Source organism: Pseudomonas sp. RIT-PI-AD (assembly GCF_025642785.1).
Lineage (GTDB): Bacteria > Pseudomonadota > Gammaproteobacteria > Pseudomonadales > Pseudomonadaceae > Pseudomonas_T.
On record NZ_JANZKU010000004.1, the window covers coordinates 62,618 to 77,359 of the forward strand.

17 protein-coding genes and 1 tRNA gene are annotated in these 14,742 nt (G+C 63.1%); 3 read left to right on the forward strand and 15 right to left on the reverse strand.

Annotated features, from left to right (window positions below; genetic code table 11):
- The 4 genes from purC to dapA are packed head-to-tail and all read right to left on the reverse strand — an operon-like array spanning position 1 to position 3,514.
- The gene (gene purC, locus OGL92_RS04670) at positions 1-711 is read right to left on the reverse strand and encodes a phosphoribosylaminoimidazolesuccinocarboxamide synthase (protein WP_263141111.1); all 711 of its coding nucleotides are present in this window, start codon (positions 709-711) and stop codon (positions 1-3) included.
- A 29-nt stretch (positions 712-740) separates the two neighbouring features.
- Complete coding sequence (locus OGL92_RS04675; RefSeq protein WP_263141114.1) at positions 741-1,499, reverse strand: MBL fold metallo-hydrolase; 759 nt, start codon at positions 1,497-1,499, stop codon at positions 741-743.
- A complete protein-coding gene (bamC, locus tag OGL92_RS04680; RefSeq protein ID WP_263141116.1) occupies positions 1,500-2,618 on the reverse strand; it encodes an outer membrane protein assembly factor BamC in 1,119 nt (372 codons plus the stop codon).
- Between the two features lie 17 nt (positions 2,619-2,635).
- Positions 2,636-3,514 (reverse strand): 4-hydroxy-tetrahydrodipicolinate synthase, encoded by an 879-nt coding sequence (dapA, locus tag OGL92_RS04685; RefSeq protein WP_263141118.1) that lies wholly within the window; start codon positions 3,512-3,514, stop codon positions 2,636-2,638.
- A 163-nt stretch (positions 3,515-3,677) separates the two neighbouring features.
- Between dapA and OGL92_RS04690 the strand changes: the two genes are divergently transcribed.
- Both OGL92_RS04690 and OGL92_RS04695 read left to right on the forward strand, forming a co-directional pair.
- Positions 3,678-4,235 carry a glycine cleavage system protein R gene (locus tag OGL92_RS04690; protein ID WP_263141121.1) on the forward strand — a complete coding sequence of 186 codons (558 nt, stop codon included), beginning with the start codon at positions 3,678-3,680 and terminating at the stop codon, positions 4,233-4,235.
- A 22-nt stretch (positions 4,236-4,257) separates the two neighbouring features.
- Positions 4,258-4,731: a peroxiredoxin gene (locus OGL92_RS04695; RefSeq protein WP_263141123.1), complete on the forward strand. Its 474-nt coding sequence runs from the start codon at positions 4,258-4,260 to the stop codon at positions 4,729-4,731.
- A 12-nt stretch (positions 4,732-4,743) separates the two neighbouring features.
- On the opposite strand, the gene OGL92_RS04700 is transcribed toward OGL92_RS04695, so the two are convergent.
- Together OGL92_RS04700 and OGL92_RS04705 are read right to left on the reverse strand one after the other, a co-directional pair.
- Positions 4,744-5,817 carry an AI-2E family transporter gene (locus OGL92_RS04700; RefSeq protein WP_263141125.1) on the reverse strand — a complete coding sequence of 358 codons (1,074 nt, stop codon included), beginning with the start codon at positions 5,815-5,817 and terminating at the stop codon, positions 4,744-4,746.
- A 92-nt stretch (positions 5,818-5,909) separates the two neighbouring features.
- A complete protein-coding gene (locus OGL92_RS04705; RefSeq protein WP_263141126.1) occupies positions 5,910-6,152 on the reverse strand; it encodes a sulfurtransferase TusA family protein in 243 nt (80 codons plus the stop codon).
- 107 nt (positions 6,153-6,259) lie between these two features.
- Here OGL92_RS04705 and OGL92_RS04710 point away from each other — a divergent pair, with 107 nt between their 5' ends.
- A complete protein-coding gene (locus tag OGL92_RS04710; RefSeq protein ID WP_263141127.1) occupies positions 6,260-7,693 on the forward strand; it encodes a M48 family metalloprotease in 1,434 nt (477 codons plus the stop codon).
- A gap of 38 nt (positions 7,694-7,731) precedes the next feature.
- On the opposite strand, the gene nadA is transcribed toward OGL92_RS04710, so the two are convergent.
- The 9 genes from nadA to tolR form a co-directional block, all read right to left on the reverse strand.
- On the reverse strand, positions 7,732-8,790 hold the full coding sequence (nadA, locus tag OGL92_RS04715) for a quinolinate synthase NadA (RefSeq protein WP_263141128.1): 1,059 nt from the start codon (positions 8,788-8,790) through the stop codon (positions 7,732-7,734).
- Between the two features lie 100 nt (positions 8,791-8,890).
- Positions 8,891-8,966, reverse strand: a tRNA-Lys gene (locus OGL92_RS04720).
- Positions 8,967-9,021: 55 nt separating this feature from the next.
- Positions 9,022-9,696: a 7-cyano-7-deazaguanine synthase QueC gene (gene queC / locus OGL92_RS04725; protein WP_263141129.1), complete on the reverse strand. Its 675-nt coding sequence runs from the start codon at positions 9,694-9,696 to the stop codon at positions 9,022-9,024.
- A gap of 10 nt (positions 9,697-9,706) precedes the next feature.
- Positions 9,707-10,354 (reverse strand): 7-carboxy-7-deazaguanine synthase QueE, encoded by a 648-nt coding sequence (gene queE, locus OGL92_RS04730; protein ID WP_263141517.1) that lies wholly within the window; start codon positions 10,352-10,354, stop codon positions 9,707-9,709.
- Between the two features lie 130 nt (positions 10,355-10,484).
- Positions 10,485-11,291 carry a tol-pal system protein YbgF gene (gene ybgF, locus OGL92_RS04735; RefSeq protein ID WP_263141131.1) on the reverse strand — a complete coding sequence of 269 codons (807 nt, stop codon included), beginning with the start codon at positions 11,289-11,291 and terminating at the stop codon, positions 10,485-10,487.
- Between the two features lie 6 nt (positions 11,292-11,297).
- Positions 11,298-11,804: a peptidoglycan-associated lipoprotein Pal gene (gene pal, locus OGL92_RS04740; protein ID WP_263141133.1), complete on the reverse strand. Its 507-nt coding sequence runs from the start codon at positions 11,802-11,804 to the stop codon at positions 11,298-11,300.
- Between the two features lie 58 nt (positions 11,805-11,862).
- A complete protein-coding gene (tolB, locus tag OGL92_RS04745; protein WP_263141136.1) occupies positions 11,863-13,161 on the reverse strand; it encodes a Tol-Pal system beta propeller repeat protein TolB in 1,299 nt (432 codons plus the stop codon).
- Entirely contained in the window at positions 13,158-14,255 is a 1,098-nt protein-coding gene (gene tolA / locus OGL92_RS04750; protein ID WP_263141518.1) for a cell envelope integrity protein TolA, read from the reverse strand. Before tolA ends, tolB begins: the two co-directional genes overlap by 4 nt.
- Positions 14,252-14,704: a protein TolR gene (tolR, locus tag OGL92_RS04755; protein ID WP_263141138.1), complete on the reverse strand. Its 453-nt coding sequence runs from the start codon at positions 14,702-14,704 to the stop codon at positions 14,252-14,254. Before tolR ends, tolA begins: the two co-directional genes overlap by 4 nt.
- Positions 14,705-14,742: the final 38 nt, after the last annotated feature.

A 14,742-nucleotide genomic window follows, 5' to 3' on the forward strand; every position in this document is an offset into this window, starting at 1 on the left:
TTACAGCGGTACGCCCAGACGCAAGGCGACTTCTTCGTAGGCTTCGATGACGTCCCCCAGGCCTTGGCGGAAACGGTCCTTGTCCATCTTCTTGCGGGTTTCCTTGTCCCATAGGCGGCAACCGTCGGGGCTGAATTCGTCGCCGAGCACGATCTCGCCATGGAACAGGCCGAACTCCAGCTTGAAATCCACCAGCAACAGGCCGGCGTCGCTGAAGAGGGCCGTCAGGATCTCGTTGACCTTCAGGGACAGTTCCTTCATCCGCGCCAGTTGCTCGGGGGTGCCCCAACCGAAGGACACGACATGGGATTCGTTGATGAAGGGGTCGCCAAGGGCGTCGTTCTTCAGGAACAGCTCGAAGGTGGAAGGGGTCAGCTCGCGGCCCTCCTCGATGCCCAGGCGCCGTACCAGGCTGCCGGCGGCGTAGTTACGCACGACACATTCCACGGGGATCATGTCGAGTTTCTTGACCAGGCATTCGGTGTCGGACAGCAGCGCGTCGAACTGGGTCGGGATACCGGCCGCTTCGAGCTTTTCCATAATGAAGGCGTTGAACTTGTTGTTCACCATCCCCTTGCGCTCCAGCTGTTCGACCTTCTTGCCGTCGAACGCGGAGGTGTCATTGCGGAACAGGAGGACCAGACGGTCGGCATCGTCGGTGGCATACACCGACTTGGCTTTGCCACGGTAGAGTTCTGCACGTTTTTCCATGAGGGTCTCCGCTTGCTGAAAGGTGGGGCTCAGGCGATTTCGCGCCAGTCCAGCCCCGAATCTTGATCGGCCACTTGCAACCAGCCCGGATCGCAGCCGAGGGTGTCGGCGAACGTTTGCCGGGCCAGGTGCGGCAGGTTGTTCTTCTCGCTGAGGTGAGCCAGCACCAGGTGCTGCAACTGCTTCCAGCCCACTTCTTGTACTAGTGCCGCGGCCTGGTGGTTGTTCATATGGCCCCAGGCACCGCCCACCCTGTTCTTGAGGAAATAAGGATAGGGGCCACGGGCGAGCATGTCGCTGTCATGGTTCGCCTCCATGACCAACGCATCCAGATCGCTGTAGTGCTCGACCACCGAAGGCGTGCTGGAGCCCAGATCGGTCAGCAGGCCGAGGCGCCGGCGTCCGTCGGAGAACACGAACTGGGTCGGCTCGCGGGCATCGTGGGCCACCGACACTACACGGATCTGCAAGTCGCGGATCTCCAGCGGGCGTTCCGGGCTGGCCAGTCCGGCCGGGGCGAAGGGTTTGCGCAGTCCGCGGGCCGTTCCGTCGCTCATGTAGACGGGGATGCTGTAGCGACGCGCCAGCAGCTCGACGCCGTTGCAGTGGTCGGAATGCTCGTGGGTCACCAGGATAGCGGTAAGCTGGCACGGGCTGCGGTTCAGCCGCGCCAGCCGGCGCTCGGTCTCGCGCAGGGTGAAACCGCAATCCACCAACACCCGGGTCGAACCCTTCTCGACCAAGGTGCCATTGCCACGGCTGCCACTGCCCAGAACGGCGAAGCGCACTTAACCGATGTTTTCCTGGATGAGGCTGAGCACGCGCCGTGCGACGTCGTCCGGCGCGACGGTGTTGATGTCTTTCTCGACGCTGACCTGAACGCTGTCGCCCACCTTCGTCAGGCGGACCTGGTAACGCTCGGCGCGTGCGTCCAGCTCTTCCTGGCTGGGCTTGCTGCCCCAGAGACGCCCGAAGAAACCCGGTTCGTCGGCTTTTTTCTCGGCGCGCTCGGCAAGGTTGATGTAGTAGACGCCAAGGCTGCGGTTAAGGTCGTCGACACGCACGTCACCTTGCTCCAGGGCTCGCGCCACGCTCGACCAGGCCCGGTCGAAATCCGCGCCCAGGTTGAGCACCGGGTTGCCGTTGCCGTCCTCGGACAGCGAGACCCGGCTCGGGGCGTCGAAGTCGCGGGCGGCCAGCAACGAGACCGACCCGCCCTGCTCCGCGCCGCGGGCCATGGTGGCGATCATTTCGTCGAGCAGCGCGGCCTCGAGGCTGGGGCTGGTGGAACGGCTCGGCCAGGACCCCTCGGCCGTGCTATCGGCCGGACGATCGGCGGTGAGCAGGTAGATTTCGCTGGTGTTGCGCTGTACGCCAGGCTCGATGCGGACATGCACCCGAACCTCGGCATCTTCCGCCAGGCCCGATACCCGTCCGCCGAGGCGGCGCGCCAGGGGGGCCGACAGACGATCGATACGTTGCCAGTCGGTGCTGAATTCACCGGTCTGCGGGCGCTCGTCGACGATACGGAATCCGCCGTCCTCGAAGAACTGGCGGGTGCCCGGCCAGACCTCGGCCGGAATGCGCTGGGCCACTACCCAGCGCGAATCGCCGCTCTTCTGCAGGCTGAAATCGCTGGCTTCGCCGCCAACCGGCAGCGCCTGCGGGCGCGGCACGTCGTAATCACGGTCGGCCGGAGCCGACGCGACGTTCACCGGGATCGGCAGCAGCTGATCGAGGCGCTTCGCATCGACATCGGCCGGAACCTGCATCGGCGCGGTCTGCCGCGACTCCAGGTAATCGTTGCTGCGATCACGGAAATAGCCTTCGTCGCCCCACAACCAGGCGCAGCCGCCGGTGCTGGAAAGGGTCAGGGCAAGCGCGGAGAGTCCGGCCAGTCGCTTCATGCAGTGTGTTTCCTCGATTAAGCCAGGATGCCGGACTGGCGCATGGCCTGCCGCAGCGGTTCATGACAGCGCGGGCTGAGCCAGGTCAGGGGAAGGCGGATACCGTCCGGGATCAGGCCCATCTCGTGAAGGGCCCATTTCACCGGGATCGGGTTGGATTCGATGAACAGTGATTTGTGCAAGGGCAGCAGGCGTTCGTTGATCGCCCGGGCGGTGGCCGCGTCTCCACGCATGGCGGCGGCGCACAACTCGCTCATGGCGCGGGGCGCGACGTTGGCGGTGACGGAAATATTGCCCTTGCCACCCATCAGCATCAGCTCGACCGCGGTGGCGTCGTCGCCGGAGTACACCAGGAAATCCCGGCCCACTCGATCGAGGACTTCCTGGCCACGCTGCAGGTCGCCGGTGGCTTCCTTGATCCCGACGATATTGGCCACTTTCGCCAGGCGCTCGACGGTTTCCGGCAACATGTCGCAGGCGGTACGGCCCGGCACGTTATAGAGAATCTGCGGTATCGCCACGGCCTCGGCGATATGGCGGAAATGCTGGTACAGGCCTTCCTGGGTCGGCTTGTTGTAGTAGGGTGTCACCAGCAGACAGGCGTCGGCGCCAACGCGCTTCGCCTCGGCGGTCAGTTCCACCGACTCGCGGGTGGAGTTGCCGCCGGTACCGGCGATCACCGGGATACGGCCGGCCACCTGGGCCACGACCCGGCGAATCACCTCGATGTGCTCGGAGACTTCCAGCGTGGCGGACTCACCGGTGGTGCCGACCGCGACGATAGCGTTGGTGCCCTCTTGCAGATGGAAGTCCACCAGCTTGCCCAGGCTGTCCCAGTCGAGACTACCCTGTGCATCCAGGGGCGTTACCAGTGCCACCATACTGCCCGCAATCATGCAACCGCTCCCGCCGGGAAAAAGAGCGGTAATGGTACTGGCGCCACCTGTCCAGCACAAGCTGAGCGCTGGCCTTCAAGCATTCCCCTGGGCGGCGCTTTTCGCTAACCTTCCGCTTCTCTCGACAGTCACCCGGTCGACCCCTTCGCTTTAGGAATGCTGCATGTCCACCCCTCCCGTTCGTGAACAATTCCTCGTCATCAGCGCGCTCGGCACCGATCCCATGGAGTTGACCAGTACGCTCTGCCGCGCCAGCCAGGAAAACCGTTGCGCCCTGGTCAGCAGTCGCCTGACCCGCCATGGCGAGTTCAGCGCGCTGACCCTGCAGGTCAGCGGCAGCTGGGACGGCCTGGCCCGCCTGGAAGCCGGCTTGCCGAGCCTGGCCAAGCGGCAGAACTTCACGGTCAACGTGACCCGCAGCGCTGCACTCGAGCCACGCCCCCAGTCCCTGCCCTACGTGGCCTACATCAGCGCGGCCTATCGCCCGGACATCCTCAACGAACTGTGCCAGTTCTTCGTCGACCATCACGTCGAGCTGGAAAACCTGACCTATGACACTTACCAGGCCCCGCAGACCGGCAGCACCATGCTCAACGCCACCATCACCGTGGTGCTGCCGGCCGGGACCCAGATCAGTTGGCTGCGCGACCAGTTCCTGGATTTCGCCGACGCCCTCAACCTGGATGCCCTGATCGAGCCCTGGCGCCCGCAGCACCAATGAGCCGAACCCACAGGAGCCCGACATGCCCGTGACTCTCGACCAACCGGTCGCCGACTTCACCCTGTCAGCCACCGGCGGCACTTCGGTCAGCCTCTCCGCCCTGAAGGGCCAGCAGGTCGTGCTGTATTTCTACCCGAAGGACAGCACGCCCGGTTGCACCACCCAGGGCCAGGGCTTTCGCGACGCCCACGGGGATTTCCTGGCAGCCAACACCCTGGTGTTCGGGGTCTCGCGGGATGGCTTGAAGTCCCACGAGAACTTCAAGGGCAAGCAGGGCTTCCCGTTCGAGCTGCTCTCCGATAAGGAGGAAGCGCTCTGCCGGCAGTTCGAGGTGATCAAGCTGAAGAAGCTCTACGGCAAGGAATACCTGGGGATCGACCGCAGCACCTTTCTCATCGACAAGGACGGGGTGTTGCGCCAGGAATGGCGCGGGGTGAAAGTCCCGGGGCACGTGGAGACGGTGCTGGCCGCCGCCCAGGCGCTGAATCGCGCCTGAGCCCGCCGCCGATCAGTAGAACGGCGACACCGAAGGCGGCGTGGGCCGCGGCCAGGCATCCAGCAACGCCTTGCACAGCGTCGCCAGCGGAATGGCGAAGAACACGCCCCAGAATCCCCAGAGCCCGCCGAACAGCAGCACGGCGCAGATGATCGCCACCGGATGCAGGCTGACCGCCTCGGAAAACAGCAGCGGCACCAGCACGTTGCCATCCAGTGCCTGGATCACGCCATACACCACCATCAGGTAGACGAACTGGTCGCTCCAGCCCCACTGGAACAGCGCGATCAGAGCCACCGGCACCGTCACCACCACCGCGCCTATGTAGGGCACCACCACCGACAGGCCGACCAGCAAGGCCAGCAGCGCCGCGTAGTTGAGCCCGAGGGACACGAAGGCCACGTAGGTCACTCCGCCGCAGATGACGATCTCGATCACCTTGCCACGGATGTAGTTGGCGATCTGCTGGTTCATCTCGTCCCATACCTGGGTCATCAGGACGCGCCTGCGCGGCAGGTAGCCGCTCAACCAGCCGCCGATCAGGCGTCGATCCTTGAGGAAGAAGAACACCAGGATCGGCACCAGCACCAGATAGATCATGACGCTGAGCAACAATGGCAGGCTGGACAGCGAGAAAGTCAGCGCCCATTGGCCGAATTTGCCGATCTCGCCGCGCGCCGCCTCGATGGCCTGCAGGACCTGCTCGTCGGTCACCAGGTGCGGATAGCGCTCCGGCAGTACCAACAGCAGCGACTGCCATTCGCCCAGCATCCTCGGCAGCTCGTTGAACAGCGTGATCACCTGCTGCCAGAGCAGCGGCACCAACACCAGCAGGATCATGGCCAGCAGGCCGATGAACAGCGCATAGACCAGCCAGACCGCAGCGGCCTCGGGCAGGCGCAGGCGCTCCAGGAGGTTCACCAGCCCCTGCATCAGGAACGCCAGCACCAGCCCGGCCAGCACCGGTGCGAGCATGCCGCCCAGGGTGAGGATCGCCGCGAAACCGAGGATCAGGATGACCGCCAGCACCACCGCTTCCTCGTCCGAGAAATAGCGCTGTACCCAATCTCTAAGCACCTTGAACATCGATATTCCTTAGAGCGGCCGGCCGGAGGCCTGGCGGTTCATCTGCGAAAACCGTCGGGAGCGACGGAGCGGGCCGCCGTCGGCGACCGTTCTTACCCCTTGCGCAACCAATAGCGGTAGACGCCGTCTTCGGCCTCCTCACGTTCCAGGACGTGCCCGGCCAGGCGGGCGAAGGCCTGGAAGTCGCGCCGCGAGGCGGCGTCGGTGGCGGTCACCTTGAGCAGCGCGCCGCTGGGCAAGCGATTCAGTTCGAGTTTCGCCTTGAGCAGCGGCATCGGGCAATTCAAGCCGCTGGCATCCAATTCGGCGTCAGGGACAAGGGCCGCGTCAGTCATGGTCAAACCTCCAGTGAAGCCGGCTAGGATACCCAAGCCGGCGCGGCCCTGGCCAGTTATACGGCGGGCCGGCTACAGTATCGCCTTTGCCGCCAAGAGCTTTCTGCATGAACCTCCTGCGCCCCACGCTGCTGACGCTCGCCTGCCTCCTCGCTTCCCCCTCCATGGCCGATGACCTGCCCTCGCTCGGCGATGCCAGCTCGTCGATCGTATCCCCGGAGCAGGAGCACCAACTCGGGCGGGCCTGGCTGAGCATCCTGCGCGGCGAAGTCGACCAGCTCTCCGACCCCCAGTTGAAGGACTACGTCGAAAGCAGCGTCTATGCCTTGGCGGAAACCAGTCAATTGCAGGACCGCCGCCTCGAATTCATCCTGCTCAACAGCTCGCAGATCAACGCCTTCGCCGCGCCCGGCGGCATCGTCGGGGTGAATGGCGGCCTGTTCCTCTATGCCCAGACCGAAGCCGAATATGCGGCGGTACTCGCCCACGAACTGGCGCACGTGTCGCAACGTCACTTCGCCCGGGGCGTCGAGGCTCAGCAACGCATGCAGATTCCGCTGATGGCCGCGATGCTCGCGGGTATCGTCGCCGCCGCCGCGGGCGCCGGGGATGCCGGGATCGCCGCCATCGCCTCCAGCCAGGCCGCGGCGATCCAGGAGCAACGGCGATTTTCCCGGCAGAACGAGCAGGAAGCCGATCGCATCGGCCTGCTCAACCTGGAGAAGGCCGGCTACGATCCGCGCGCCATGCCGAGCATGTTCGAGCGCCTGATGCGCCAGTACCGCTACGACGCCAAGCCCCCGGAGTTCCTCCTCACTCACCCGGTCACCGAGTCGCGCATCGCCGATACCCGTAACCGCGCGGAGCAGCAGAAACCCGGCGGCAAGGAAGACAGCCTGCGCTACCAACTGATGCGCGCGCGCGTACAACTCTTCTACGAGGAGACCCCGGGCATTGCCGCCAAGCGCTTCCGCGCCATGCTCGACGAAAACCCTAAGCTGGACGCGGCCCGTTACGGGCTGGCGCTGGCGAAGATCAAAGCGGGACAGCTCAACGAAGCCCGTGAAGCCCTGCAGGCGTTATTGGAAAAGGCCCCCGACGAGATCGCCTACAACCTCGCCCAGGTGGATCTGGACATCACGGCCAATCGCCTGCCGGATGCCCAGAAGCGCAGCGACCGCCTGCTGGCGATGTACCCCAACAACTACCCGCTGAAACAGATGCGCACCGATCTGTTGATCAAGCAGGGCCAGCCGCAGCAGGCGGAGAAGAACCTGAACGAGCTCCTGCAGAGTCGCCCCCACGACCCCGATGTCTGGTACCAGGTCGCCGAGGTGCGCGGACTGGCCGGCAATACCATCGGCCTGCACCAGGCCCGTGCGGAATATTTCGCGCTGGTGGGAGACTACGACCAAGCCATCGAACAGCTGGACTTCGCCAAGCGCCGCGCCAACAACAATTTCCCCCTGGCATCACGCATCGACGCCCGGCAAAAGGAATTGCTCGACGAACAACGGGCGATCAAGGGCATGCTGCGTTGAGAGGGGAATTCGTCGCCCGCCGATAGCCGGCGTGGCGGTCAGGCGTTGCCGGCGAGCTTGAGGCGCGCGGCCTGGGTGAAGTCGAGCATGCGCTTCAGCGGCCGCACGGCGCGGGGGATGAGCGCCGGATCGACGAAGATTTCGTCGCGGCCTTCGCGCAAGCATCGAAGCGTGCGCGCCAGGGTGTTCATCGCCATCCACGGGCAGTGCGCGCAACTGCGGCAGGCCGCGCCATTTCCGGCGGTGGGTGCCTCGACGAACGACTTGTCCGGACACAACTGCTGCATCTTGTAGAAGATGCCGCGATCGGTGGCGACGATGAAGGTCTTGTTCGGCAGCGTCTGTGCCGCCTTGATCAGCTGACTGGTGGAACCCACGGCGTCGGCCAGGTCGATCACCGCTTCCGGAGACTCCGGGTGCACCAGCACCGCCGCGTCGGGGTACAGCGCCTTCATGTCTTCCAGCTGCTTCGCCTTGAACTCTTCATGGACGATGCAGGCACCATCCCATAGGAGCATATCCGCCCCGGTCTCGCGCTGGATGTAGCGCCCCAGGTGCTGGTCCGGCCCCCAGAGGATGGTCTCGCCGTTATCCATCAGGCTCTCGACGATCTCCAACGCGCAGCTGGAGGTCACCACCCAGTCCGCCCGCGCCTTCACCGCTGCCGAGGTGTTCGCATAGACCACCACCGTGCGCTCCGGGTGCTGGTCGCAGAAGGCCGAGAACGCCTCCACCGGGCAACCCAGGTCGAGCGAACAGGTGGCTTCCAGCGTCGGCATCAGCACGCGTTTTTCCGGATTGAGGATCTTCGCGGTCTCGCCCATGAAGCGCACCCCCGCCACCACAACGGTGGTAGCCGGATGCTGGTTGCCGAAGCGGGCCATCTCCAGCGAATCGGATACGCATCCACCGGTGTCCTCGGCCAACGCCTGGATGACCGGATCGCAGTAGTAATGCGCGACCAGAACGGCGTTGCGCGCCTTGAGTTCGGCGGCGATCTCGCGGCGATAGGACAACTCTTCGTCGGCAGACAGCGGCATCGGCTGTTTGGCGGCGAGATGGGCCTGGACGAGGAGGCGTTCGGAAATCTGCGTCATATTCGCTGGACCTGCATGCGCGAGAGCCGAGTGTAACACCCTGGAAACCCGAGGTCGGAGGGTGGCGAAGAGAAGCGAGAGGGGTAGTGCGGGGAAGGAGTGGTGGGTCGTGTAGGATTCGAACCTACGACCAATTGGTTAAAAGCCAACTGCTCTACCAACTGAGCTAACGACCCAACGCGGCGCATGATACTGATTTATTTCATAAAATCAACACGTCGCGGAAAAAAATTATCGATAACGCGTCGGGTCCTCGACACCGGCCGCCGCGAAGCCCTCGGCACGCAGCCGGCAACTGTCGCATTTGGCGCAGGCGCGGCCCCGTTCATCAGCCTGATAGCAGGACACCGTCAGCGCGTAGTCGACCCCATGACGCAAACCGGCGGCAACGATCTCGGCCTTGCTCATATCCTGCAAGGGTGCACGGATGCGGAAACCCTCCCCTTCCACACCCGTTCTCGTCGCCAGGTTGGCCAGCCGCTCGAACGCCTCGATGAACGCCGGGCGGCAATCCGGATAGCCCGAGTAATCCACCGCGTTCACCCCAATGAAAATGTCCTGGGCACCCAGCACTTCCGCCCAACCCAGGGCCAGGGAAAGGAATACCGTGTTGCGCGCCGGCACATAGGTGATCGGGATGCCCTCGGTAGGGCTTTCCGGCACGGCCAGGGACGCATCGGTCAGTGCCGAGCCGCCGATGCCGTCGAGGCTCAGGCCGATCACCTTATGCTCCACCACCTCGAAATACCGGGCCACGTGCTCGGCGGCCATCAGCTCGGCGCGATGGCGTTGCCCGTAGTCGAAGCTCATGGTGTAGCAGGCATACCCCTCGGCGCGAGCCAGGGCTACCACGGTCGCTGAATCGAGGCCACCGGACAGGAGGATTACCGCTTTCTTCTGGTTCATGTTCACGCCTTCAATGTCCGGGTTCATCGTTCCATAGAATCTTGTGCAACTGCAGTTGCATGCGTACTGGCAAGTTGTCCGTCAGGACCCAGTCCGCCAGTGCCCGGGCCTCTACTTGGGCGTGGCTGGGCGAGAACAACACCTCGCCCACGCGCTCGTCGAGCCGGTACTGAATCAGCTTGGAAACGGCCCAGTCGTAGTCCTCCCGGGAGCAGATGACGAACTTCACCTGATCGTGGGGGCCGAGATGAGCGATATTTTCGTAGCGATTGCGCGCGACTTCTTGCGAGCCGGGTGTTTTCAGATCGACGACCTTGCTGACCCGAGAATCCACGGCGGACACATCGAGCGCACCGCTGGTTTCCAGCGATACCTGATAGCCCGAATCGCATAGCGCCCGCAGGAGCGGGATGCAGTTGGGTTGCGCCAGCGGCTCACCGCCGGTGACGCACACATGGCGCGGCCGGTAGCCGGCGACCTGTTGGAGAATGACCTCCAGCGGCATGGAGGTGCCGCCACTAAAAGCGTAAGCGGTGTCGCAGTACTGACAACGCAGGGGGCAGCCGGTTAGGCGCACGAAAACGGTCGGCAAGCCGGCCGTTCGTGTTTCCCCCTGCAACGAGAAAAAGATCTCGGTGATTCGCAGGGTTTGATACATAGGGGCCACGGGCGTGACGGCGAAACAGGCCATCCGCCTCCGTTGCGGGAAGACAGGGTTTGAAAAGCAGCGGGATTCTAAATGAAAAAGCCCGCACTGGGCGGGCTTTGATCGACCTCTTCGACGAGGGTCAGGGCAGGCGCTGTATATCGCGCTGCGCCAACTGGGCGGCGGAACTGCCCGGATATTGGGCGATGACTTGCCGCAAAATCCCCTTCGCCTTGTTGGTATCACCGAGACGCTGCTCCACGTCGGCAAGCTTATACAGCGAGTCCGGAACCTTGGGATGCTTGGGATAGGCCTGGCCCACCTTGGCGAACGCCTGTGCGGCGCCCTGCAGATCACCCTTGGTCAGGTTCACTTCGCCCAACCAATACTGCGCATTGCCGGCGTACTGACTATTGGGATACTTGCGTAGAAAAGCATTGAAAGCCTGGCTGGCCTTCTCGAAATCCTTGGCCTTGATCAGATCGAAGGCGGCCTCGTAATACAGTTTTTCCTTTGCCGGATCCCCGGGCTCGGCGCTGCTGGCAGGTTGCTGGCCGGCAGGTGGAGTGAGGGTCCCGTTGGCATCGATCGGCGCGCCCGCTGAAGCATTGGCATCCGGTGCCGCGGCACCACTGGCCAACCGCTTGTCGAGGTCTTGGTAGCGCTCCAACCCCTCTTGCTTGAGGCGTTGAACTTCGTATTGCTGTTCTTCGACCATGCCGCGCAGTCGCGCGACCTCTTGCTGAATTTGCTGCAACTGCATGAACAGCTCACCCTGTGCCGAGGCCGGGGCCGAAGCCCCGCCCCCTGCATAGGCGCCAGTCGTGCCATAACCCGAAGGCGGATAGCTACCGTTACCGGTGTTGCCATCCACGACCGGAACCTCGGCCATCGCCGCGAGCGGCAGGCCGAGAGCCAAAACAGTCAAAGCACGACGGCACTTGCGCATGACGAATTACTTACGCAGTTCGACGCGACGGTTCTGGGCCCAGGACTGCTCGTCGTTGCCAGTGGCAACCGGACGCTCTTCGCCATAGGAAACTAGTTCCAGTTGAGCCGGGGACACACCCTGCAGAACCAGGTAACGTTGAACGGCGTTAGCACGACGCTCGCCCAAAGCCATGTTGTACTCGCGGGTACCACGCTCGTCGGTGTGGCCTTCCAGCACGACGCGAGCGCCGTTGCCTTTCAGGTCCTTGGCGTGTACGTCGAGCGCGCGCATGGCTTCCGGCTTCAGGTCGGAGCTGTCGTATTCGAAGTAGAAGGTGGTGATGGCGCGGAGGGAAGCCTCTTCGCTCAGGCTACCGTCTACGGAACCGCTGTTCATGCCCGAAGAGGAACCCGCGTTCGGATCCATGCCAGCGCCAGCGCCGCTGTCATCGCCGCCTTTGGAGGAGCAACCTACAGCGACAGCCATCGCCAGAGCCAGTGCAGCAAACTTGCCGAATTTCAGCATTTCCATGATGTAACTCCTAATGAACCCCAGGTGTGTGTTTAAGTATTGAAAGTTGGCGACCGCATCAGTTCAAGTAAGGCGACCATGAAGGCTCACGGACCTCACCTTGGGCGGCGGGCAGAGGAAGTCTCACGCGTCCGTTGGTGGACGCTAGCATCAGGACCCCCATGCCCTGCTGGCGGGTGGCGTAGATTAGCATGGTGCCGTTGGGCGCAACAGTGGGCGACTCGTCCAGACTGGTGTCGGACAGGATCTTCAAGTCGCCGCGTTGCAAATCCTGCGCAGCCACCTTGAAGTTGGTGAACCCATCCTGACGGTGAATCATCACGAGGGTCTTTTCGTCAGCGGACAATTTCGGGTTGGCGTTGTAGTTACCCTTGAAGGTCACGCGCTCTACCGAACCGCTGGCGATGTTCATCTTGTAGATCTGCGGCTTGCCGGCCCGATCGGAGGTGAAATAGATGGTTTGGCCGTCTTTACCCCAGAACGGCTCGGTGTCGATGGCGTAATGGTTGGTCACCCGTTGCAACTGACGCGAACCCATGTCCATCACGTAGATTTCCGGATTGCCATCCTTGGACAGCACGAACGCCAGGCGATTGCCATCCGGCGACCAGGCCGGCGCGCCGTTGAGGCCTTCGAAGTTGGTGATCTGCTCGCGGCGACCGGTATCGATGTGCTGTACGAAAATGCGTGGGCGTTTCTGTTCGAAAGATACGTAGGCGATGCGACGGCCATCCGGAGCGTAGCGAGGCGACAGGATGGGCTCGCGGGATTGCAGCAAGGTCACCGCGCGCGCGCCATCGTAATCGGAGCGCTGTAGGGTATAGCGGGTGTTGTTCACGCCAAAACGCTCGGCGGTGACGTACAGCAGCTTGGTGGAGAAAGCGCCCTTGATGCCGGTGAGTTTTTCGAAGGACTGGTCGGAGATATGGTGCGCCATGTCGCGCAACTGGTCCGTCCCGCCGCTGACCGAACCCGCCATGACCTGTTGCTCGGTGGCCACGTTGAACAGCGCGAACTGGACCTGCAGGCGGCCGCCGGCCGGCACCACGCTCCCGACGAGCACGTATTGCGCGCCCAGGGCTTTCCAGTCGCGGTAGATCACTTCGCTGGCCTGGGAGGGCTGGCTGATCATGTTCTGCCGTGGAATCGGCTCGAAGACGCCTGAATTGCGCAGGTCCTTGCCGATGATGTCAGCCATGTCGTCCGGCAACACGGTTCCGCCTTGCCAGGCGAAAGGCACTACGGCGATGGGTGTGGCGCGGTCGGTACCCTTGGTGATGACCAGGGGGTCGGCCGCTTGAACGGCCCCCGCCAGCATGACCATGCCCAGCAGAATGATACGAATCAGGGTATTCACAGACCTAAATCCTCCGGTTTGAAGACCATGCGTCGCTGCCGGTAAAGGGAGTCGAACTGCGCACGAGTCAATTGTTGCATCTCAGGAACACGTCCCACGTTGCGTACCGCTGCTACGGCGGAACTGTCGAACGGCGCATCGCCGCTCGAGCGGGTGACGCTGGCATTGGTGATGGTGCCGTCCGGCAGCATCTGAATCATGACCTCTACGCTCATTCCGTTTCGGGCCGACGGCGGACGCCGCCATTCCTGACTGACCAGACTGACGATCAAATCGTCGAGGCTGCCGGCGACCTTGTCGCCGACTTCGTCAGCCACCGTCTGCTCGTTCTGCACGTCGTTGGACAGCAGCTCCGCCAAAGCCGCGGCTTTCTTGTCCTCGGTGGCCTTGCGCTTGGAGTCTTCGGCCGCTTTCTTCTTGGCAAGTTCGGCCGCTGTTTTCTTCCGTGCGTCCTCAACCGCCTTTTTCTTGGCCGCCTCGGCTGCCGCTTTCTTCTTGGCCTCTTCCGCAGCCTTCTTGGCATCCTCGGCTTTTTTGGCTTCCGCCTTCTTGGCCTCTTCGGCTTTCTGCGCGTCGTCGGCGGCCTTTTTCTTGGCTTCCTCTTCTGCGCGCTTCTTGGCGATATCGGCCTGCTGCTTCTGTTCCTCGGCCTTCTTCTGTTCGTTGGCCTTCTGCTCTTCAGCCTTTTTCGCCTCGGTGGCAGCCTTAGCGGCCTCCTCGGCTTTCTTGGCCTCGGCGGCCTGGGCGGCTTCCTCGGACTTTCGAGCTTCCTCGGCTTTCTTTTGTTCCGCCGCTTTGGCTGCAGCGATTTTCAGCTCTTCGGCTTTCTTCTGCTCGACCTGATCGGTCTCGTACTGGGGAGCCGAGGTCTTTTTCGCTTCGCCGGCGATTTTCTTGTTGGTGGCGGTCGTTGCCTGACTCTGGGATTTCAACTGATACAGAGTGGCCTGCACGATGGGACGGGCGGGCGGCAGTTCGGGCGTCATGGCGAAGCTGGCGAACAACAGGCCGAACAACAGCGCATGCAACGCCACCGCCAGGAGCGATGGCCAGAAATAGCCTTCCGAAGGGGAGCGCTCGCGCTGTAGCATCAGGGCGCCTCGGTGATCAGTCCGACGTTACCCACGCCGGCCTGCTGCAACCCGCCCATGGCCGCCATCACGGCGCCATAGTCGACTGCCTTGTCGCCGCGGATGAAGACCTGGGTCTGCTTACCCTGGCGACGGCTCTCGTTCATGATGGCGGTGATCGCCTTGGTCATTTCCGGCAACGTCAGCGCTTTGTCGGTCTGCTTCTCGGTATCCACTTCGCTGCCGAGATTCCAGTAGTAGGTCTTGTCGGCCTTGATGGAAATGGTCAGCACTTGCTTGTCGTTGTCCTGGGGCAAGGCTTCGCTGCTCACTTTCGGCAGATCGACCTTCACACCCTGGTTGAGCATCGGCGCGGTCACCATGAAAATCACCAGCAGTACCAACATCACGTCGATGTAGGGCACCACGTTCATTTCGGCGACCGGCTTGCGTTTTTGGCGAATTCTGGCCATCACTTAAAACCTATCGAAAGAGTTCTGCTTCCCGCAAC